The organism is Sphingomonas sp. CCH15-F11, assembly GCF_001557005.1.
Lineage (GTDB): Bacteria > Pseudomonadota > Alphaproteobacteria > Sphingomonadales > Sphingomonadaceae > Sphingomonas.
This window is the reverse complement of the sequence record NZ_LSKG01000134.1, coordinates 64,838-85,810: the sequence shown is the minus strand read 5'-3', so window position 1 is coordinate 85,810 and position 20,973 is coordinate 64,838. Positions and strand designations below refer to the sequence as shown.

The window sequence follows — 20,973 nt, the reverse complement described above, 5'->3', positions numbered from 1 at the left end:
CGACAGGGGCCGCGCGCCAGCGGCACAGGGCACAATTCAGGAGACGATCGACATGCAATCGCTGGTGACGACCGAATGGCTGGCGGGTGAGCTTGGCGCGAACGACCTGCGTGTCGTCGATGCGACCTATTTCCTGGCGGAGCACGGCCGCAACGCCGCCGCGGAATATGAGGCCGCGCATATTCCGGGCGCGGTGTTCATGGACCTGGCCGACATCGCCGACGCCAATACCAGCCTGCCGTCGATGCTGCCCCCGCCCGAGAAATTCGCCAGCCGCATGCAGTCGCTGGGGCTGGGCGATGGCAGCCGCATCGTCCTTTACGACAATTCGCCGCTCAAGACCGCGGCGCGCGCCTGGTGGATGCTGCGCCATTTCGGCGCGCACGACGTCGCGATCCTCGACGGCGGCCTTGCCAAGTGGCAGGCCGAGGGGCGCGAGGTGAAGTCGGGCAAGGAAACGCTGCGCCATCGCCACTTCACGGTGTGGGCCGACGACAAGAGCGTGCGCACGCTCGACCAGATGAAGGCCAATGTCGACAGCGGTGCCGAACAGGTGGTCGACGCGCGTTCGGCCGCGCGCTTCACCGGGGAAGAGCCCGATCCGCGCCCTGCGACGCATGCCGGCCATATTCCGGGGTCGAAGAACCTGCCCTATGGCGAGCTGTTCAACGATGACGGCACCTACAAGCAGGGCGACGCGCTGAAAGCCGCATTTGCGGACGCGGGTATCGACGTGACGAAGCCGGTGGTCACCACCTGCGGTTCGGGGATCACGGCGGCAGTGCTGCTGTTCGGTCTCCACCTGCTCGGCAACTCGGCGGCGCTCTATGACGGCGCGTGGTCGGAATGGGGCGCGGACCGCTCGACGCCGAAGGCGATGGGCGCGGCCTGAATGGCGGGGGGCGGCGACCGCGACCGGGGCGACGATACGCGCCTGGTCACGGCCGGCCGCCGCCCGGAATGGACGACGGGCATCGTCAACCCGCCGGTCTGGCGCGCGTCGACGATCCTGTACGATTCGGTCGCCGACCTGCGCGCCACCGCGCGCAGCGACACCCACCACACGCTGTTCTACGGCCGACGCGGCACACCGACCCAGTGGGCGCTCGCCGACGCGCTGACCGCGCTCGAGCCGGGGGCGGAGGCGACCTTCCTCTACCCCTCCGGCGTCGCGGCGATCGCCGCCGCGTTGCTTGCGGTGCTGTCGCCCGGCGACGAGCTGCTGCTGACCGACAGCGCCTATGATCCGACGCGCAGCCTGGCGACGGGGCTGCTCCGGCGCATGGGCATCGCCACGCGCTTCTACGACCCGCTGATCGGCGCGGGGATCGCCGACCTGATCGGCCCGGCGACGCGCGCGATCTTCATGGAAAGCCCGGGCAGCCTGACCTTCGAGGTACAGGACGTGCCCGCCATCGTCGCCGCGGCAAAGGCGCGCGGGGTGACGACGCTGATCGACAATACCTGGGCAACCCCGCTGCTGCTCCCCGTGATCGCGATGGGGGTCGACTATGCCATCCTGGCCTGCACCAAATATGTCGTCGGCCATTCCGACGTCATGCTGGGATCGGTCACCGCTGCGCCCAGCCGCTTCGCGGCGCTGCGCGAGACCAGCCACCAGCTTGGCCAGTGCGTCAGCCCCGACGACGCCTGGCTCGCCAGCCGCGGCCTGCGCACCCTGGGCGTGCGGATGCGCCAGCACGGCGCCAGCGCCCTCGCCATTGCCCGCTGGCTCGAATCGCGGCCCGAGGTGGCGCGGGTGCTCCACCCCGCGCTGCCCGGCTGTCCGGGGCACGACCTGTTCGCGCGCGACTTTCGCGGGTCGAGCGGCCTGTTCGCCTTCGTGCTCGCCGGCGGCGACGACGCGGCGCGGGCGGCGTTGATCGACGGGCTCGACCTGTTCGGCATCGGCTATAGCTGGGGCGGGTTCGAAAGCCTCGCGCTGCCGGTCGATCCGGCGCGCTATCGCACCGCCACCCGCTGGCAGGCCGAGGGGCCGGTCGTCCGGCTCCAGATCGGGCTGGAGGATCCCGCCGACCTGATCGCCGACCTCGCCGCCGGGCTCGACCGGTTCCGCGCGGCGACATGAAGCGGGTGACGGCCTGGTTCGGCGGCCTCGACGTCGCGGTGCCGACCACGCCCGAACTGGTCGAGCTCGCCGCCGCGAGCGGCCTCACGCTGGCGGCGCTGGCGGCCGGCGTTCTGATCGGCCGCGCGGTCGCCCCCCGGCTCACCCGGCTGGCGGAGGAGCGCGCCGGGCTGCACGGGGCGTTTGCGCCGCGCATCGGCGCCATCGTCCGCCATGCCGGTGCCGCGCTGCTGCTCGCGCTGATCTTCGCGGCGTGGCCCTGGCGACCGCTGGCGTCGCTGCCGATCGGCTTTGCCTGGAGCGCGGCGGCGGCACTGGCGGCGCTGGCGCTGCTGCGCGGCGTACGCCTCCCGCCCTTTGCGGCCTGGGGCGTCGCCGGCTTCGTCTTCGTCGCGCTGTTCAGTTCGGCGGTCGGCGGCCTGACGCCGGTCGCGACCACGCTCGACCGCGTCGGCATCGATGTCGGCGCGCGGCGCGTCAGTCTGTGGTCGGTCACCACCGTGCTGATCGCCGGGATCGTGCTGTTCGCCGCCGCCCGGCTCGCCAGCCGGGTGATCAATCATGCCATCGGCCAGTCGGCCGGCTTCGATCCCGCCCAGCGCGTGCTGTTCCAGAAGCTCGCGGGCATCGCGATCATCGTCGTCGCCTTCTTCGTGGGCGTCGACCTGCTCGGCATCGACCTCACCACCTTCGCGGTGTTTTCGGGCGCGCTCGGGCTGGCGGTCGGCTTCGGCCTGCAAAAGACGGTGGGCAACCTGATCGCCGGGATCATCCTGCTGATGGACCGGTCGATCAAGCCGGGCGACGTCATCGTCGTCGGCGACGATGCCGGCTGGGTCAAGAAGATCGGGGTGCGCGCGGTGTCGGTCATCACCCGCGACGGCAAGGAGCATCTGATCCCGAACGAGATCCTGATGACCGAGCGGGTCGAAAACTGGTCCTATTCGGATCGCAACGTGCGCGTGCGCATCCCGCTCGGTGTCGCCTATGGCTGCGACCTGCGGCTCGCGCAGCAACTGATGCTGCGCGCTGCCGAGGAAAGCCCCCGCGTGCTCAAATCGCCGCCGCCCAATGTCTGGCTGACCCAGTTCGGCGACAGCTCGGTCGATCATGAAATCCGGGCGTGGATCAGCGATCCCGAAGGCGGCGTCGGCAATGTGCGCTCCGACGTGCTCAACCGGGTGTGGTGGCTGTTCAAGGAACATGGCGTCGAAATCCCGTTCCCGCAACGCGACGTGCACGTGAAAAGCTGGCCCGGCGCCGCCCCGCCGGCGTGAACCCGGCGCGCCCTGCCCCGGGGGCGGCATTGCACCGTCGCCGACAGCCTCTACATCTGGCGCCGTGACGTCTCCGCCGCTCATCGCCCGTATTGCCGAAGGCGTCAGTGCGATCCCGGCCGCGCAGTGGGATGCGTGCGCGGGCGCGGACAACCCGTTCCTCGCCCATGCTTTTCTGACGATCCTGGAGGAATCGGGGTCGGTCGGTCCGGGCACCGGCTGGCAACCCGCGCCGATCATCATCGACGGTGCCGACGGGGCACCCGCCGCGATCGCACCCGCCTATCTCAAGGGGCACAGCCAGGGCGAATATGTCTTCGACCATGGCTGGGCCGACGCGTGGCACCGCGCCGGCGGCCGTTATTATCCCAAGCTCCAGCTCGCCGTGCCCTTCACCCCGGTGCCGGGGCCGCGGCTGCTCGTCCGGCCCGATGCGGGCGATCGCCGCGCGGGCGAGCTGATCGCCGCGATCGAATCGGTCGCGGTTCAGAACGGCCTGTCCTCGGCGCACGCGACCTTCGTCGCGCCCGGCCAGCTGCCGGTGTTCGAGCGCGCCGGCTGGCTGACCCGCGCGGGCGTGCAGTTCCACTGGCACAATCACGGCTATGGCGACTTCGACGCCTTTCTCGGCGATCTCGCCAGCCGCAAGCGCAAGGCGATCCGCAAGGAACGCGCCGCCGCGCTCGACGGGTTGCGCGTCGAGCACCTGACCGGCGGCGAGATCACCGAAGCGCATTGGGATGCGTTCTGGGACTTCTACCAGGATACCGGCGCGCGCAAATGGGGGCAGCCCTATCTGACCCGCAGCTTCTTCTCGCTGCTCGGCGAACGCATGGGCGACCGCGTGCTGTTGATGTTCGCGATGCGCGGCGACCGGCCGATCGCGGGCGCGCTCAACCTGATCGGCGCCGACACGCTCTATGGCCGCTACTGGGGCTGCGTGGAGGACGTGCCCTTCCTCCATTTCGAACTGTGCTATTATCAGGCGATCGACGCCGCCATCGCGCGCGGCCTGGCGACAGTGGAGGCGGGCGCACAGGGCGAGCACAAGCTGGCGCGCGGCTATGTGCCGGTGACGACCTGGTCCGCCCATTATCTGCCCGACCCCAGTTTTCGTCGCGCCGTCGAGGATTTCCTGGTGCGCGAGCGTGCCGCGGTCGCGGTCGAGCAGGAATATCTGGGCGAGCTGACGCCGTTCAGGAGGTCCGCATGAGCCAGTGGCGCGGCGTGTCCTCCGGTCGCAGCTCGGCCGGTGGAATGCGCGGGTCGACGCGATAGAGGCCGCTGCGCCCGTTGCGCCATAGCGGCTGCAATCCCTGGTGCAGCCGCTCGTCATACGGGGGAGGCTGGATCATCCACACATGGTCGAACGCCTCGCGCGGAAAGCGGGTCAGCGCGCGCGCGACCGGCCGCCAATACTGGCGCGGACACTGGACATCCGTCACCAGCTCAGACGGATCGTGCGCGAACCGCCCCGCAATCTTGTAGCGGGTGGTCAGCAACTGGCCGCCCGCCATCGACCATTGGTCGTTGGCATAGGCCAGCCGCCGCGCCAGCGCGATGCCCGGCAAATGCTCCAGCCGGGTCATCCGCCATTCGTTGAAGCACGTCTCGCCGACAAAGGTCACCAGTCGCGACTGCATCGGCAACCGGTCGAGCGCGGCGAGCTCGCGGTCATAATCGCGGTCGTAAAGCCAGAAGCTGTACGTCGTGCCCGCGATGCGCGCGCCGAAAAACGCCAGCCCCGCCGCCGCCAGCAGCGTCGCGCCGCGGATCGTCAGCCCCGGCTTTGGCCTGAGCGCGATCAGCGCGATCGCGAACAGATAGGGTGCCAGCCGCATGTCGGCATAGGCCGATCCGAACACCACGCGCGGCAACAGGATGAAGATCGCGAGCAGGAAGACCACCGACGCGCTCAAATGGCGAGAATACTGGATGTTGGGATCGCGAAAGCCCTTGAACAGGATGAGATAGAGGATGCCGACCGAAGCGAGGTCGAACAGCTGCCAGCGGTCGCGCAGCACCATCGTCACCCACTGCATCTTCAGCCGCCAGTCGAACCAGTCGCCCGTCTGGCCAGCGGCGTCGCCCGACGCGCGCCACGCCAGCATCAGGATGGCGGGGGGGAGCAGCGCGATACAGTGCAGCCCCGCGTGAAACCAGGGCGCGATCCAGCCGCCGCGTTTGTCGTGCTGGCGGATCAGCTCGGCCGAAAAGGCGAGCAGCCCCAACGTCCCCCAGCCGAAGGTATGCGTGACCCAGATCACCAGCCCGATCGGCACGAACACCACCGCGCGCAGCCTGGTCTGCTCCAGCCGCGCCAGGCGCAGCCACAGCGCGAAGGCGTTGAGCGCCAGCGCCATCGACAGCGCGAAATTGACGAAGCCGAAATGGAAGGGGAAGCTGTAGGCGAGCGGGAGCGCGAACAGCGCGGTCGCCGGGATGCGGCCATGCACCTCGCGCGCGATCCACAGCAGACCAAGCACGGTCAGCGGCGGGATGGTCAGCACCACCAGCTTGACCGCGGGTTCCAGCCCGATCAGCGGCTCGAGCACGACCATCAGCAGGTCGAGGCCGAGATTGCCGATCAGCGCCCATTCAAACCGATACCATTCGTGCAGGTGCGGCGCGGCGTCCCATGCCTGCTGAACGCGATAGCGGCCCATATGGCCGGGCAGGTCGACCAGCGGCGGAATGTCCGGCCAGACCAGCGGAATGGCGGCGACGATCGCGGCGAGCACGACGAACCAGCGCGTCTGCCACCAGTGCAGCGGTCGGGGATCGGAAATGCCCATGCGACCGCGCTCATAGGAGCGCGCGCGCCCCCTTCGCAAGGGGCGCGCGCACCGGTGCTGTCAGCCGCCGACGCTCAGCTCTTCAGCAGCGTCGGGAATGCGGTGCGGAACGCCGCCACCTTGGGCTTGTCCCAGCGCACGATATAGCCGTGCCCGGGGTTCCGCCGTGCGAAATCCTGGTGATAGGCCTCGGCCTCGTAGAACGCGCCGTTCTCGACCTTGGTCACGATCGGGCTGGCATAGGCCTTGGTCTGGCCCAGCTGGGCGATATAGGCCACAGCTGCCGCCTTCTGGGCGGCGTTCTGCGGAAAGATCGCCGAACGATAGCTCGGGCCGCGGTCGGGGCCCTGACGGTTGAGCTGGGTGGGGTCGTGCGCCACCGAGAAGAAGACGCGCATCAGCGTGCCGTAGCTGACCTGGCGCGGGTCATAGGTGATGCGGATCGCCTCGGCATGGCCGGTGCGCTCGGTCGTCACCTGGTCATAGGTCGCGGTTTCGCGGGTGCCGCCGGCATAGCCGCTGACCACCGACTTCACGCCCTTCACTTCCTCGAACACCGCTTCCATGCCCCAGAAGCAGCCGCCGGCGAAGACTGCGGTCTGCAGCCCCGCGCTCGCGGGCACGTCGCGCGCGGCGGCCGGAATCGCGACCGCACGTTCGGCATGCCCCGCGACCGGGGTCAGCAGCGCGAAGGCGCCGGCCAGTCCGATGATGGCGAGGGAGGGGAGAGTCCAGTTCATCGCGTGATCCTTGTCCATGACGACCGTTATAGTCGTGCACGGGTTCGATCAGCGAGTGGTTTCGGTTACAGCCGCCTGGGGCACGATCCTGCCGATGCCGTCGCGCCGCGCGTCGGCGGACTGGATCGCGATCAGGCCCATCGTGCCCAGCACAAAGCCGCTGACAAAGGGGCGCGCGAAGCTGCCGCGTGGAAAAATCCGCATCACATCTGGTCCGAAACAATTTCTGTCGCCGCGATTCGGCGGGGGCGTCGCCGTCGACGCTGAGCGTCAGATGGGGAGCCGCTGCCGGATCGCAAGATCGTTCTGGCCGCGCATCGATGAACGACGGCTGGCCGTGCCGTTCAGCGCAAGTTTACACACGCCTGCGCAATCCGCGCCATCGCCTCGCGCAGCAGCGCTTCTGACGTCGCATAGCTGATTCGCATCGCGGGGGAGAGGCCGAACGCCGCGCCGTGCACCGCCGCCACCCGCGCCTCGTCGAGCAGATAGCCGATCATCGCCTCGTCGCTGTCGATCACCTGGCCCTTGGGCGTCGTCTTGCCGATCAGCGCGCTGAATTCGGGATAGACGTAGAAGGCGCCTTCGGGTGTCGGACACGTCATGCCGGGAATGGCGTTGAGCGCAGCGACGACCAGGTCGCGCCGCTGCTGGAACGCGGCGGCGCGGTCCTTCAGGAACGACTGGTCGCCGGTCAGCGCGGCGGTGGCGGCGGCCTGCGCGATCGAGCACGGATTGCTGGTCGATTGCGACTGAAGCTTGGCCATCGCCTTGATCAGCCACGCCGCCCCGCCCGCGAACCCGATCCGCCAGCCGGTCATCGCATAGGCCTTGGAACAGCCGTTGACGGTCAGCGTGCGCTCGTAAAGCGACGGGCACACCTGCGCGATCGTCGCGAACTCGAAGCCGTCGTACAGGATGTGCTCGTACATATCATCGGCGAACACCCAGACATGCGGGTGGCGCTCGATCACCTCGCCCAGCGCCTTGAGCTCTGCCGCCGAATAGGCCGCACCCGTCGGGTTTGACGGCGAATTGAGGATCACCCACTTGGTCCGCGGCGTGATCGCGGCGTCGAGCTGTTCAGGGGTGATCTTGTACGCCTGGTCGGCCCCGGCTTCGATATAGACCGGCACGCCGCCCGCGAACTGGACGACGTCGGGATAGCTGACCCAATAGGGGGCGGGGATCACCACCTCGTCGCCCGCATCGATCGTCGCGACCATCGCGTTGAACAGCGTGTGCTTGCCGCCGACATTCGCCGTCACCTGGTCGATGCCATAGGTCAGCGCGTTGTCGCGCGCGAACTTGGCGACGATCGCCTGCTTCAATTCGGGCGTGCCGTCGACATTGGTGTATTTGGTCTTGCCCGCGCGGATCGCCTCGATCGCGGCATCCTTGACGAAGTCGGGGGTGTCGAAATCGGGCTCGCCCGCGCCCAGCCCGATCACGTCGATGCCCTGGCGCTTCAGCTCGAACACGCGCGCGGTCATCGCGAGCGTGGCGGAGGGCTGGATGCGGCCGAGCGCGGCGGAGGGCTTCATGGGGCGGGACCTTTGCGGGCTTGGGAAATCGTCGCGGGCCTTAGCCGCGTCCCTCGTCATCCGCAACCAGCCGCGCAGCAATCAGTCCGCGCAGCGCATTGCCGACGAACAATCCTTGCGCGCAATCGGCCGGGGTCAGGTCCGCCTCGACCGCGCGGCCCTCCGCGATCAGGTGCGCGCGCAGCACGCCCGGCAGCATGCCGGGGCGCAGCCGCGGCGTCATCAGCATGCCGTCGGGCCGCTCGACGAAGATCGAGGTGAAGCTGCCCTCGGTCAGCAGGCCAGCGTCGTCGATGAACAGCGTGTCGAACGTCGTCGCTCCGGCCCGCGCCGCCACCCAGTGGCGCCGGTCGCTCGTCTTGTGCGCCAGCCGGAAATCGTCGGCGTCGACGGGCAACGGCCGGACGTCGACGGGCACCGGCAGTGCGGGCGTGGCGGGCATCGGCGCGACCTCGATCGCAACGGTGCCGCCGCGCGCGAGCAACAGCCGGACCCGCGCGGCCGCACGCAGCCGGAAGGTCGCGGCCTGCAGCTCGTTGCGCGCGCCATGCCGGTCGAAGCGAAAGCCGAGCGCGGCGGCGCTTGCGCGCATCCGCTCCAGATGGCGCTCGAGCAGCGGCATCCCCTCCAGCGGGTCGAAGGCGATCGTCTCGACCAGGTCGGTCGGCCGCGCCCCCGTCGTCAGGAACGCGGCCTTGGTCAAGCATTCGACCCATTCCTGTTCGGCGACCGAATCGGCGACCACCCCCGATCCCAGCCCGATGCGCGCCTGCAATGCGCCGGGCTTCAGATGTAGGGTGCGGATCGCGACGTTGAACTGCGCGCTGCCCTGCGGCGTCACCGTACCGATCGCGCCGGTATAGGCGCCGCGCGGCCCGCCCTCGACCTCGGCCAGGATTTCCATCGCGCGCAGCTTGGGCGCGCCGGTGATCGATCCGCACGGGAACAGCGCGCGCAGTATCGTCGATGGCGGGCATCGGTCGGGCAGCTCGGCGGCGACGGTCGACACCATCTGGTGCACGCTCGGATAGGTCTCGATCGCAAAGGCCTCGGGCACGGTCACGCTGCCCGGCCGGGCGATGCGCGACAGGTCGTTGCGCATCAGGTCGACGATCATCAGGTTTTCGGCCCGCTGCTTGGGGTCGTTGCGCAATGCCGCCGCGGCCTGGCGATCCTGCTCCGGCGTGTCGCCGCGCGCGGCGGTGCCCTTCATCGGACGCACCGCGATGCGGCGGTCGGCGGCGGCAAAGAACAGCTCGGGCGAGAAGCTGAGCAGCCAGTCCTCGCCCGTCCACACCACCCCGCCATAGCCGGCGGCGGCGCGGGCGCGGATCGCGGCATACACCGCCAGCGGGTGGCCCGCGACCGGCGCGCGCGCCGCAAAGGTCAGGTTGGCCTGATAGATGTCGCCGGCCAGGATCGCGTCGTGCACCGTGGCAAAGCGGGCGGCATAGCCCGCCGGATCGATCTCGGGCACCGCCGCGCCGACATAGGCGCCGTCGCCGGGCGGCAGCGCGGCGTGCAACGCATCGGCATCGATCGGCGTCACCGCGTCGAACACACCGAACCAGCCGACCGGCAGCCGGTCGTCGCCGTCGGGGACAAGCATGCTGGCGTGGCGCGTCAGCCGGGGTTCGAGCGCAAAGCCGGCCTCATAGCCCAGGAACCCGGCGACATGCGCGCCCTGCGCCACCGCGGCGTCGATCGCGTCGAGCAGCGGCGCGACCGCGTCGAGCCGGTCGGCGCGCAGGATGCGGACGGGGTCGCGATAAAGCCGTGCCGGCGTGCCGGGGGTGCGGGCGTCGTCGACGAGGACGAAGGGCGGGGACGTGCCGGACATCATGGCCGCCCGGCCATGCAGCGCGCGCGCCGCCGGGGCAAGTGCGTGTTGCCGCCGCCCGTCGCCTTGCCTATCTCCGCTGGCCATGACCCAAGCCCCTTCCGCCGGCGAACCGCCGTTGCGCGCCGCGATCGTTCCGGTGACGCCGCTTCAGCAGAATGCGACGATCCTGTGGTGCACTGCCACGATGCGCGGCGCCTTCACCGATCCCGGCGGCGATCTCGACCGGCTGACCGGGGCGGCGGCGCAGCTGGGCGTGACGATCGAGAAGATCCTGATCACCCACGGCCATATCGACCATTGCGGCCAGGCGGGCGTTCTCGCCCGCCAGCTGGGCGTGCCGATCGAGGGGCCGCACGCGGCCGACCGGTTCTGGATCGCCCGGCTGGCCGATGACGGCCGCAACTATGGCGTGCGCGGCGAAGTGTTCGAGCCTGATCGCTGGCTCGAAAATGGCGACCAGGTCACGGTCGGCGATCTGGTGCTCGACGTCTATCACTGCCCCGGCCATACGCCGGGTCACGTCGTCTTTCACCACGCGCCGTCAAGATTCGCGGTGGTCGGCGATGTGCTGTTCCGCGGTTCGATCGGGCGCTGGGACTTTCCGATGGGCAATCACGACGACCTGATCGCCTCGATCACCGGGCGGCTGTGGCCGCTCGGCGACGACACCCATTTCGTGCCGGGGCATGGCGAGACGAGCAGCTTCGGCCATGAACGCCGCACCAATCCGCTGGTCGGCGACCGCGCGCTCGCGGGGCGTTGAGGGGCGGAAGATCTTGAGAGAAGCGCTTCGGACCTCCATCAGCGGAGACTGCCCCGGAGCGCGCATTGCATCGATGTGATCTTGAATCTTGTCGTCACCCCGGGCTTGACCCGGGGTCCCGCTTCTTCGCGCGCCGGATCAGGCAGCGGGACCCCGGCTCGAGGCCGGGGTGACGAGGGAAAAATGGCCGACTTTTGTCGAAGTCTCCCTTTCCCGGTCAGCCTCTCAGGATGCGCGGGGGTCAGAGCTCGCTAATCGATGCCGCCCTTCACCCGAAGCTCAGGAACGGGATCGCCAGCGCGGTCGCGGCCAGCAGGATGGTCGTGGTCAGTGTCACGATCGTGCCGATCTGGCGCCCCAGCATCCACCCGTCCATGCCGAAAGGATGGAGCACGCGCGCGCCGATATAGGCTGCCGCGGCCAGCCACAGCCACCCGCTCGTCCCCAGTGCCAGCTCGATCAGCGCGATCAGGATCACGATGATCGGGGTATATTCGATGAAGTTCGCCTGGGCGCGCATCCGGCACTGCATCGTCGCATTGCCGCCGTCGCCCATCGCGATCTTCTCGGCAAAGCGGACGCGGATGATCCGCGCGCCCAGCCAGACGTTGATCAGCGCCGCCGCGGCCGCGGTCGCCAGCGTGACGGGCAGGATGATGGTGTCCATGTATAGCGCTCCCCCGGATATTGGTGTCGCCTGGGCTGCCACGGCCGGGCGATACTTGCAACGTGGCGGAAATCGGCTATAGGCGCACGCTCGCTTCGTGACCTGCCAGCCCGCCGGTCGGGCGGGCCGCGCGCTTGCGGCGCGGCTTGCCTGGAACCAGGGTGTGGCGTATCGCGACCCCGAACACCCAGATTGCAGATGGATAAGGTGCCGAAATGGCAGTTCCGAAGAGAAAGACCTCGCCCTCCCGCCGTGGCATGCGCCGCGCGCACGACTCGCTCTCGGTCGAGTCGTTCCAGGAATGCCCGAATTGCGGCGAGTTGAAGCGCCCGCACAATCTGTGCATGGCTTGCGGCCACTATAACGGCCGGGAAATCGTTTCGGTCGAGGGCTGAGGCCCGCGCACGGACCCGCGCACGGACAGGAGTACGTCGCCGTCATGGCCAGGGGCTCGAGGATCGCCGTCGATGCGATGGGCGGCGACAAGGGGCTTTCGACCATGCTGGCGGGTGTCGCCCGCGCACATCGCCGTGATCCGGCGCTCGCCTTCACCCTGGTCGGCGACGAGGCGCAGGTCGCCGGGGGGCTTGCTGCCTATGCCGAACTGGCTGATGCGGTCCGCATCGTCCATGCCGCCGAAACCGTCGGTGCCGACGACAAGCCCAGCCAGGCGATCCGGCGCGCGCGTACCACGTCGATGGGGATCGCGATCGACCTGGTGAAGCGGGGCGAGGCGGATGCCGCCATCTCGTGCGGCAATACCGGCGCGCTGATGGCGATGGCGAAGCTGGCGCTGCGCACCATGCCCGGCATCGACCGCCCCGCGCTCGCCGCACTGCTGCCCAGCCTGGGCGAAACCGACACGGTGATGCTCGATCTCGGCGCCAATGCCGAATGCGACGCCCGCAACCTCGTCCAGTTTGCGGTCATGGGCGCGGCCTATGCGCGCACCGCGCTCGACCTCGACAATCCGCGCGTCGCGCTGCTCAACATCGGGACCGAGGAACTGAAGGGCACCGATGCGGTGCGCGACGCCGCCGCCCAGCTGCGCGGCGCGAACCACCTGCCGCTGCACTTCGCCGGCTTTATCGAGGGCGACCGGATCTCGCGCGGCGAAGTCGACGTCGTGGTGTGCGACGGCTTTTCCGGCAATATCGCGCTCAAGACGGCGGAGGGAACGGCGCGCTTTGTCGCCGACCTGCTGCGCCGCGCGTTCCAGAGCTCGGTGCGGTCGAAGATCGGGTTCCTGATCTCGCGTCCGGCGACCGACCTGCTTCGCCATCATCTCGATCCCAACAACCACAATGGCGCGGTGTTTCTGGGGCTCAACGGCCTGGTCGTGAAGAGCCATGGCGGCGCCAATGAAGCCGGCGTCGCCCACGCCATCGCCGTCGCCGCCAAGATGGTGCGCGACGACCTCACGCGCCGGATCGCCGAAGATCTCGGAAATTTCGAAGCCAAGGCTGCCTGAAGGTTCCTGACATGACCATTCGTCGCGCCGTCGTTACCGGGACCGGCTCCGCCCTGCCGCGCACGCGGGTCAGCAATGCCGATCTGGCGGCGCGCGTCGATACCTCCGACGAATGGATCGTCGAGCGTACCGGCATCCGTTTCCGCCACATCGCCGAAGCCGACGAGACGACCTCGACGCTCGCGACCGCCGCTGCACGCACCGCGCTCGCCGCCGCCGGTCGCGTACCCGCCGACATCGACCTGATCGTGCTCGCCACCGCCACGCCCGACCAGACCTTTCCGGCCAGCGCCACGCTGGTGCAGGCCGCGCTCGGCATCGACGACTGCGTCGCCTTCGACGTGGCGGCGGTCTGCTCGGGCTTTCTCTACGCGCTCCAGGTGGCCGATTCGATGATCCGCGCCGGCGCGGCGACGCGCGCGCTGGTGATCGGATCGGAAACCTTCAGCCGCATCCTCGACTGGGAGGACCGCGCGACCTGCGTCCTGTTCGGCGACGGGGCGGGCGCGATCGTGCTCGAGGCCGACGAGGGCGACGGCACGCGCGGCGTGCTCGCCACCCGGCTGCACGCCGACGGGCGCCACAACCAGCTGCTCTATGTCGATGGCGGACCGTCGACCACCGGCACCGTCGGCAAGCTGCGGATGAAGGGGCGCGAGGTGTTCCGCCATGCCGTCACCAATCTGGCGGCGGTGATGAGCGAGGCGCTCGACGCGGCGGGCATGGCGGCGGACCGGGTCGACTGGGTCGTGCCGCATCAGGCCAATGCCCGCATCCTCGATGCGACCGCGCGCAAGCTGGGCCTCGCCCCGGAAAAGGTGGTGGTCACCGTCGACCAGCACGCCAATACCTCGGCGGCGTCGGTGCCGCTGGCGCTCGACGCGGCGATTCGCGACGGGCGCATCCGGCCGGGTCACCTGATCGTGCTGGAGGCGATGGGCGGCGGCTTCACCTGGGGCGCCAGCGTCGTCCAACTCTAGCACATCGGCAATTAGCTCCGGAATGGTCCAATATTGCACCCGCGCCACAGTGTGTTACACCGCGCGGCTGAACAGGGGGGACGAAAGAACATCGAATGTCGACAGTTGGAACCTTGACCCGCGCCGACCTGGCGGAATCGCTCCATCGCCAGATGGGTTTGTCCCGCGCGGATTCGGCGCGCCTGGTCGAACAGGTCCTCGACCATATGTGCGACGCGCTCGCCCGCGGCGAAAATGTGAAGATTTCCGGCTTCGGCAGCTTCATCCTGCGCGACAAGGGCGAACGCATCGGCCGCAATCCCAAGACGGGGGTCGAGGTGCCGATCGCGCCGCGCCGCGTCCTTACCTTCCGCGCCAGCCAGATGATGCGCGACCGCATCGTGCGCGCCGACTGAACGGGGTGTCCGGCCGGTCGGACAGCACACCCGGCGCCTTCGTGACGATCAGCGATCTGGCGCGCGAGCTTGGTTTGCCGCAGCATCGGCTGCGCTATTGGGAAACCCGCTTTCCGCAGCTGCGGCCGATGCAGCGCGCCGGGCAGCGTCGCTATTACCGGCCCGCCGACGTCGCGCTGGTCCGCCGCATCCATCGCCTGCTGGGTCAGGAAGGTTATACGATCGCCGGGGTGCAGCGCCTGCTCGCGGGGGAGCGTGGGGGGGCCGCGACGGCCGCCGAGCCCGTGCCCGACGCGCTGCGCCGGATCCGCGCGCTGCTCGCCGACGCGCTGGGTGCCGATCAGGCCTGATCGGGGCCGAGCGCGGGGTCGAGGTCGCGCGGCCTGACGAAGTTTTCGAGCCGCCCGCCATTCATCTTCAGGTCCGCCCACGCGCCGTCGAACGCGATCACGGCCAGGCTGGCGGTCGGGAACTTGTCCTCGACGCGCGCGCGCAGCGCATCGTCGTCGCTGGCCGGCACCAGCATGAGCACCAGGTCCTCGAGCCCCGGATTGTGCCCGATCAGCAGCGCGCGCTCGACATCGGCGGGCAGCTCGCGCACCAGATCGAGCAGCGTCACCGCCGAGGCGAGGTAGATGCGCCGGTCGGGGACCGCGCCCAGCGTCGCGCCATAACCCGCCTCGAACCCCGCGATCGTTTCCTCGACCCGGCGGGCGGGGGAGGCGACGACATGGTCGAAGCCGAGCCCGAGCGACCGGACGTGCCGCCCCATCGTCGTCGCCGCGCGCTCGCCCTTGGCATTCAGCGGCCGGTCGAAATCGCGGGCGACGGGGTCGTCCCAGCCGGACTTGGCGTGGCGAAGCAGGGTAAGCGTCTTCATGGAGTCCCCGTCAGGCGGTCTGCTCCGCGTCATGCCCGATCGCCGCGCGCGTGGAAAGGTGCCGCGCGCGTGCGACCGCCTCTTCCAGCGTCACCCGCCGGACCGGCGTACCCTCGGGAAAGGCACCCAGCAGCCGCGACGGCATCGCCGCCGACAACAGGATGAACGCGCCCGAATCGTCGGCGCGACGGATCAGCCGCCCGAACGCCTGCGCCAGCCGCGCGCGGACGATGCGGTCGTCATAGGCTGCCCCGCCGCCCGCTAGCCGCCGCGCGGCGTGCAGCACGCCGGGGCGCGGCCACGGCACGCCCTCCATCACCACCAGCCGCAGCGACCGGCCCGGCACGTCAACCCCGTCGCGTAGCGCATCGGTGCCGATCAGGCTGGCGCGCGGATCGTCGCGGAAAATGTCCACCAGGGTCCCGGTGTCGATCGGGTCGACATGCTGGGCGTAGAGCGCCAGCCCCTCGCGCGCCAGCCGGTCGGCGATGCGGGCATGGACGCCGCGCAGCCGCCGGATCGCGGTGAACAGACCCAGCACCCCGCCCCCTGACGCGACGATCAACCGGCCATAGGCATTGGCCAGCGCCGCCAGGTCGCCGCGCGCGACATCGGTGACGATCAGCACCTCGGCCTGGGTCGCATAGTCGAACGGGCTCGCCGCCTCGAAGCGCGCCGCCGGGCGGATCAGGTGGCCGGCCCCGCTCTGCGCCTCCGCGACCGCCCAGTCGCCGCCCGCGCGCAACGTCGCCGAAGTGACCAGCACGCCATGCGCAGGCTCCAGCACGGTGCGCGCGAACGGTCGGCTGGGGTCCAGCCAGTGGCGGTGCAGCCCGACATCGACTTCGCGGCCTTCGATGCGGTCGATCGCCAGCCAGTCTACGAAATCCGCGTCCGCCGGGCCGCCGATCCGCGCGATCAGCGCCAGCCAGGCCGCGACCATGTCGGCGCGCCAGCCGAGCGACGCGATCGCGCCTTCGATCCGCGCGCGCGCCGGGGCGTCCATCCAGTCGGGCGCATCCGCCAGCACCGCTTCCAGTCGCCGCCCGAGCGCGACCAGCGGGCGGAGCAGCGCATCCAGCGCATCCGCCGCCGGCCCCGCCGCCTCGACCAATGCCGCATCCGGCTCGGCCAGCTCGGTCTCCAGCCCATAGCCCGCGTCCGCCGCCCCGGTATCGCGCGCATAGACCAGCCCGCGCACCGCCCCTAGCAGCGCCTCGACCGGCCCGAACGGCGCGCCCTCGCTCAACCTTTGCAGCCAGCCCTCGCCGGGCAGCGCGCGGGCGGCATCGACCGCGTCGTTGATCGCCGCGCCCCCGGCCTCGTCATAGCTGGCGACATCCGACAATCGCGCCGCCAGCCCGCGCCTGCGCCCGCGCGACGTGCCCTCCGGCCCCATGATCCACCGCCTCAGCTCGATCGTCTCGGCCCCGGTCAGCGCCACCGCGAACATCGCATCCGCCGCGTCGAACAGGTGATGCCCCTCGTCGAAGACATAGCGGGTCGGCCGCGTCCCCGTCTCGCGCCCGCGCGCGGCGTTGACCATGACGAGCGCGTGGTTGGCGATGACGATGTCCGCCTGTGCGGATGCACGCGCGGCATGTTCGATGAAGCACTTCCGGTAATGCGGGCAGCCGGCATAGACGCACTCGCCGCGCCGGTCGGTCAGCGCGGTCGATCCGTTGCGGCGGAACAAGGTGGGCAGCCAGCCGGGCAGGTCGCCGCCGACCATGTCGCCATCGGCGCTATAGGCGGCCCAGCGCGCGACCAGCTGCGCCAGCACCGCGGCGCGCCCCTGAAACCCGCCCTGCAGCGCATCCTCCAAGTTGAGCAGGCACAAGTAATTCTCCCGCCCCTTTCGCGTCACGATCCGCCGCCGCCGCGCCGCCGGATCGGCGATCAGCCTCGCGCCTTCATGGTTCAGCTGGCGTTGCAGCGCCTTGGTAAAGGTCGACACCCACACCGCGCCGCCCGCCTGCTCCGCCCACAGGCCAGCGGGCGCCAGATAGCCCAATGTCTTGCCGATCCCCGTCCCGGCCTCGGCCAACACCAGGTTGGGCGCATCGCGCATCGCGCGCGGCTGGAACGCGGCCGCCGCGGCACTTGCATAGGCGCGCTGGCCCGGGCGCTGTTCCGCGCCGTCGCCGGTCAGCCGCGCCAGCCGGGCGGCGACGTCGGCATCTTCCAGCGTCACCGTGCGCGGCGCGGGGCGGGGGGCTGATTCGTCCCATTCGGGCAGTTTGGAAAACAGCCAGCGCTCCGCCTTGTCCGGCCGCGCCAGCCGCTGCGTCACCAGCGCTGCCCAGGGCCAGCGCAGCCGCGCCAGGCTTTGCGCGGCGGTCCACGCGCCCTCGCGCTCCGGCCAGTCGCCGTCGCACGTCGCCAGCAGCCGCGCGCTCGCTGCGCGCAGCAACGCCGGCACGCCGGCATCGTCCGCCGGCTCGTCCAGCCCGATCGTCCGCGCCAGCCCGCGCGGCGTCGGCACCATGAACCGCGCCGGGTGCAGGAACGCGAACAGCTCCAGCACGTCCAGCCCCGACAGCTCGCCATAACCCAGCCGCTGCGCGACCAAGGGCGCGTTCAGCAGGATGACCGGGGTGTCCGCCGCGATCCGGATCGCCTCGCCGCGCCCGATCGCGCGCGTGCCGTCGCCATCGGCGATCCAGACGCCGCCATGGCTGGCGTGCAGGGAAGGGTGGGGGAGCATGCGCGCGGGTATCGCCGCTGCGGAACGAAATGGCAACGGGGTGGTAACTGGCGATTTTGGAATGCTGTTCCGCGCACTGCCGTTCGGCCTGAGCTGTCGAAGGCCAGCTCTTTCCGCTACCCGCTGCTTGAAGAATTCAGCGGGCTGACGATAATACCGTCGAAATAGTCGGCGTCGCTTAACAACTCGGGTCGTTCAACAACTTCGATCAACTTTGGATCTGGAGATGTCGGTACGCTGTCCTCATGCCGCAAGCAGAGAAATACTTGGCCGTCGTATCCAAACGTTGCTGCACGGCAGGTCGCCATGGATCGAATGATGTGCGCGCCTCTTCCCGAAAACGGGTCGCTAGATTGGCGAACAAGATCGAGCAGTTCATCGTTCGAGCGAAGCTGAACAATATGCGGCTGAGCAACCCCCTCGGTGCAGATGCTCCAAGCCTTGCCATTCGGATCGCGCCAATCGATGGCGACGTGGAATGTATCGCCTCCTGCTCGGAGGGAGCGGCAAACCAAGTCGGAGATCATCGAGACGCATTTCCCCACTTGGAGGTCGTTATCTCCAGCGATCTCAATCAGCGGGAAAATGCCGTATGCTTTCATATAAGTTTGATTGATGCAGGTGGCACTTCTTTGCAACGGCGCCTTCGCCAAAAATGTCGATCGAATGGCTTTTCCGATATTCGATTTACGGCCGAGTTCTCGTCGTTTTCATCAGCGTCTGGATCAATACGCTGACCCCCGCCTCAATCCCGCGTTGCAGTTGGCCGGCACGAAAGTGTGGCAGCATCTGCGCGTCGACGATGGCCTTGCAAAGCGCATCAGGCAGCGTTTTCTCCAAACCGCGCGCGACCGCAATCCGGACCTGTCGTTCATTCGGTGCGATCAGGACGACCACGCCGTCGTCATGGTTCCTGCGGCCGATGCCCCACGCATTTCCCAGGTCGCGCGTAAAATCGGCGACATCCTGTCCGTGGAGCGAGGTGACGGTCACGACCACCATCTGATGGCCGGTTGCCCGTTCGAGCGCGGCCAGCCGTTCGGTGAGTGCCGACTCCATCCGCGAATCGATGATGCCGGCGGCATCCGTCACACGCCCCGTCAGCGGGAGTCGCGCCTTGGCGACGGAGCTCGGCGGGTCAATCTGCGCCTGCGACTGGTCGTGCGGCTGCGCGTTCGAGCAAGCAGCGACAAACACCGTCAGCAGCAGGGCGGGCCGTCTCATACACACGCGTTGCCGCGGTCTGATCGTTTCGGCAATCCGATCGATCCTGAATGAACAAACTTGCAGCGCCATCAATCTGGGCGAGCTCGCTACCGCTCAGCGCCGCCGTCCGCGCCGCCCGCGCCGTCCACCATAGCCACCACCATCGCCATCGCGATGGGGTTCGCACGCCACCCCGTCGCCGTCGCCGTCCATTTCCTCACGATAGCCGGGCGTGCCGCGATGGAGCGGGGCGGCACCCGCCGCGCGGACCGAATTGCAGCCGGCATAATAGACCGACTGTTCGATGGCCGCCGACGCTTCGGCCGTTGATGCGGTGACGGCAGCACCGGGGCCGCTGAATTGGCCCATGCCGATCCACACCCCGCCAAAGGTCAGCGTGGACAGGATCGCGGTCAGGGCGGCGAACTTCGCGCTCATTCTCGCAACATGCGGCGATGGTGCTTAAGGAAGGATTGCAGGCGCGGTGTCGCTCGCGCGGCCTGCCGTTCGGGCGAGCCTGCCAATCAGGGGAGTTGACTTGATCCACCTTGCTCTCATGCTCACGCTCGCCTGGTTCGCACCGCCGCCCGCTGAGCCGCCGCCGCCGCGCGACGTGCGCGCCATCATCCGCGATGCGCGCCTCCTCATCGCGCGGCACGGCGACGCGGTGTGGCTCGGCCTGTCGCGCGCGCCGCAACGTATCCTGCTGGTCGAGGCAGCGCGCGAGACGCTGTTCTGTGCGGCGCCCACACCGGGTTTCATCGCGATCGGCGACGATGCCGTCAGCGGCTGTGCGATGCAGGTCCGTCCGCGCCGCTATGATGTCGATAGCGAGGCCACGCTGGACGAGGACGGCGTGCCGCTGGTCGTCATCGGCCTGCCCAGGGCCACGGGCCGCACCCGGACCGATTGGCTGCTCACCCTGCTGCACGAGCAGTTCCACCAGTATCAGCAGGTTCTGCCGGGCTTTGCCGCCGCGCGCGACCGCGCCGACGCACGCCTGCGCGGCACGGCGTCCGATGCGGCGTGGATGCTCGATCATCCCTTTCCCTACGCCGATCCGGCGGTGGCGGCGGGCTTTGCCCGGCTGAACGATCTGGCCGGGGAATTTCTGTCCGCGACGACGCCCGATGCCGCGCGCGCGGCCGCCACGGCCTATGCCGCTGAAAGGGGCGAGGTGACTGGCCGCCTTGATGCCCGCGACCGCTGCTATCTCGAATTCCAGCTGGGGCAGGAGGGGGTGGCGCGCTGGACCGAGCTTCAGTTCGCGCGGGTGGCGGGGGCGGGGTCGCCCAAACTGCGCCGGGCGGCGCGCGAACGTCACCTCTCGCTGGTGGCCAGCCTGAAATCCGCGCGCGCGCAGGGGCTGGGCATCTGGAAACGCGGTGCCTTCTACGCGCTCGGCGCGACGGAGGCGGAGATGCTCGATCGCTTCGCGCCCGACTGGCGCGACGCCTATCGCGGCGACCCGCTGTCGCTCGGCCAGTTGCTGATGCGCGCACTGGGCGATGCGCCGCCGCCGGGCGCTTCGCCGACGCCCGCCTGCTGACCGGACCGGCTGTCCTGCATCCGCGCGGCATGCCAGCGTCGCGTCATGCGCACCGCCAAACGCCTGC

Annotated in this window: 22 protein-coding genes; 11 read left to right on the top strand and 11 right to left on the bottom strand. The window is 69.4% G+C overall.

Annotation, left to right across the window (positions count from 1 at the left end):
• Positions 1-52: 52 nt before the first annotated feature.
• From sseA to AX709_RS13180, 4 genes are all read left to right on the top strand, one after another.
• Positions 53-892 (top strand): 3-mercaptopyruvate sulfurtransferase, encoded by an 840-nt coding sequence (sseA, locus tag AX709_RS13195; protein ID WP_066480672.1) that lies wholly within the window; start codon positions 53-55, stop codon positions 890-892.
• Positions 893-2,089: a cystathionine beta-lyase gene (gene metC, locus AX709_RS13190; protein WP_066549941.1), complete on the top strand. Its 1,197-nt coding sequence runs from the start codon at positions 893-895 to the stop codon at positions 2,087-2,089.
• The gene (locus AX709_RS13185; protein ID WP_066549939.1) at positions 2,086-3,366 is read left to right on the top strand and encodes a mechanosensitive ion channel family protein; all 1,281 of its coding nucleotides are present in this window, start codon (positions 2,086-2,088) and stop codon (positions 3,364-3,366) included. Before metC ends, AX709_RS13185 begins: the two co-directional genes overlap by 4 nt.
• A gap of 64 nt (positions 3,367-3,430) precedes the next feature.
• Entirely contained in the window at positions 3,431-4,579 is a 1,149-nt protein-coding gene (locus tag AX709_RS13180) for a GNAT family N-acetyltransferase (RefSeq protein ID WP_066549937.1), read from the top strand.
• On the opposite strand, the gene AX709_RS13175 is transcribed toward AX709_RS13180, so the two are convergent.
• The 5 genes from AX709_RS13175 to pabB form a co-directional block, all read right to left on the bottom strand.
• The gene (locus AX709_RS13175) at positions 4,563-6,161 is read right to left on the bottom strand and encodes a hypothetical protein (RefSeq protein WP_066549934.1); all 1,599 of its coding nucleotides are present in this window, start codon (positions 6,159-6,161) and stop codon (positions 4,563-4,565) included. The two genes, AX709_RS13180 and AX709_RS13175, sit on opposite strands and share 17 nt — an antisense overlap.
• A 74-nt stretch (positions 6,162-6,235) precedes the next feature.
• The gene (gene msrA / locus AX709_RS13170) at positions 6,236-6,901 is read right to left on the bottom strand and encodes a peptide-methionine (S)-S-oxide reductase MsrA (RefSeq protein WP_082731257.1); all 666 of its coding nucleotides are present in this window, start codon (positions 6,899-6,901) and stop codon (positions 6,236-6,238) included.
• Positions 6,902-6,949: 48 nt separating this feature from the next.
• A complete protein-coding gene (locus AX709_RS18680; RefSeq protein ID WP_156437767.1) occupies positions 6,950-7,105 on the bottom strand; it encodes a hypothetical protein in 156 nt (51 codons plus the stop codon).
• A 140-nt stretch (positions 7,106-7,245) separates the two neighbouring features.
• Positions 7,246-8,445: a pyridoxal phosphate-dependent aminotransferase gene (locus AX709_RS13165; RefSeq protein ID WP_066480678.1), complete on the bottom strand. Its 1,200-nt coding sequence runs from the start codon at positions 8,443-8,445 to the stop codon at positions 7,246-7,248.
• A gap of 40 nt (positions 8,446-8,485) precedes the next feature.
• The gene (gene pabB / locus AX709_RS13160) at positions 8,486-10,288 is read right to left on the bottom strand and encodes an aminodeoxychorismate synthase component I (RefSeq protein WP_066549931.1); all 1,803 of its coding nucleotides are present in this window, start codon (positions 10,286-10,288) and stop codon (positions 8,486-8,488) included.
• 82 nt (positions 10,289-10,370) lie between these two features.
• Between pabB and AX709_RS13155 the strand changes: the two genes are divergently transcribed.
• Positions 10,371-11,051 (top strand): MBL fold metallo-hydrolase, encoded by a 681-nt coding sequence (locus tag AX709_RS13155; RefSeq protein ID WP_066549927.1) that lies wholly within the window; start codon positions 10,371-10,373, stop codon positions 11,049-11,051.
• Between the two features lie 268 nt (positions 11,052-11,319).
• On the opposite strand, the gene AX709_RS13150 is transcribed toward AX709_RS13155, so the two are convergent.
• Entirely contained in the window at positions 11,320-11,718 is a 399-nt protein-coding gene (locus AX709_RS13150) for an MAPEG family protein (protein ID WP_066549925.1), read from the bottom strand.
• Between the two features lie 215 nt (positions 11,719-11,933).
• On the opposite strand from AX709_RS13150, the gene rpmF reads away from it, so the two are divergent.
• From rpmF to AX709_RS13125, 5 genes are all read left to right on the top strand, one after another.
• Positions 11,934-12,113: a 50S ribosomal protein L32 gene (rpmF, locus tag AX709_RS13145; protein ID WP_066480682.1), complete on the top strand. Its 180-nt coding sequence runs from the start codon at positions 11,934-11,936 to the stop codon at positions 12,111-12,113.
• Positions 12,114-12,157: 44 nt separating this feature from the next.
• Positions 12,158-13,189, top strand: coding sequence for a phosphate acyltransferase PlsX (gene plsX / locus AX709_RS13140; protein WP_066549922.1), 1,032 nt, complete (start codon positions 12,158-12,160; stop codon positions 13,187-13,189).
• Positions 13,190-13,200: 11 nt separating this feature from the next.
• Complete coding sequence (locus AX709_RS13135; RefSeq protein ID WP_066480684.1) at positions 13,201-14,169, top strand: beta-ketoacyl-ACP synthase III; 969 nt, start codon at positions 13,201-13,203, stop codon at positions 14,167-14,169.
• Positions 14,170-14,264: 95 nt separating this feature from the next.
• On the top strand, positions 14,265-14,564 hold the full coding sequence (locus AX709_RS13130) for an integration host factor subunit alpha (RefSeq protein ID WP_066480686.1): 300 nt from the start codon (positions 14,265-14,267) through the stop codon (positions 14,562-14,564).
• A 5-nt stretch (positions 14,565-14,569) separates the two neighbouring features.
• Positions 14,570-14,914, top strand: a complete 345-nt coding sequence (locus AX709_RS13125) for a MerR family transcriptional regulator (protein WP_066480687.1) — start codon at positions 14,570-14,572, stop codon at positions 14,912-14,914.
• On the opposite strand, the gene AX709_RS13120 is transcribed toward AX709_RS13125, so the two are convergent.
• From AX709_RS13120 to AX709_RS13105, 5 genes are all read right to left on the bottom strand, one after another.
• Positions 14,905-15,444 (bottom strand): SixA phosphatase family protein, encoded by a 540-nt coding sequence (locus tag AX709_RS13120; RefSeq protein ID WP_066480689.1) that lies wholly within the window; start codon positions 15,442-15,444, stop codon positions 14,905-14,907. The genes AX709_RS13125 and AX709_RS13120 overlap by 10 nt on opposite strands.
• Positions 15,445-15,454: 10 nt before the next feature.
• On the bottom strand, positions 15,455-18,151 hold the full coding sequence (locus tag AX709_RS13115) for an ATP-dependent DNA helicase (protein ID WP_066549919.1): 2,697 nt from the start codon (positions 18,149-18,151) through the stop codon (positions 15,455-15,457).
• A gap of 116 nt (positions 18,152-18,267) precedes the next feature.
• Positions 18,268-18,804 carry a hypothetical protein gene (locus AX709_RS18675; protein ID WP_156454269.1) on the bottom strand — a complete coding sequence of 179 codons (537 nt, stop codon included), beginning with the start codon at positions 18,802-18,804 and terminating at the stop codon, positions 18,268-18,270.
• A gap of 34 nt (positions 18,805-18,838) precedes the next feature.
• Positions 18,839-19,375 (bottom strand): TPM domain-containing protein, encoded by a 537-nt coding sequence (locus AX709_RS13110; protein ID WP_066549917.1) that lies wholly within the window; start codon positions 19,373-19,375, stop codon positions 18,839-18,841.
• A gap of 96 nt (positions 19,376-19,471) precedes the next feature.
• The gene (locus AX709_RS13105; RefSeq protein WP_066549913.1) at positions 19,472-19,795 is read right to left on the bottom strand and encodes an excalibur calcium-binding domain-containing protein; all 324 of its coding nucleotides are present in this window, start codon (positions 19,793-19,795) and stop codon (positions 19,472-19,474) included.
• Between the two features lie 100 nt (positions 19,796-19,895).
• Here AX709_RS13105 and AX709_RS13100 point away from each other — a divergent pair, with 100 nt between their 5' ends.
• The gene (locus AX709_RS13100; RefSeq protein ID WP_156454267.1) at positions 19,896-20,906 is read left to right on the top strand and encodes a hypothetical protein; all 1,011 of its coding nucleotides are present in this window, start codon (positions 19,896-19,898) and stop codon (positions 20,904-20,906) included.
• Positions 20,907-20,973: the final 67 nt, after the last annotated feature.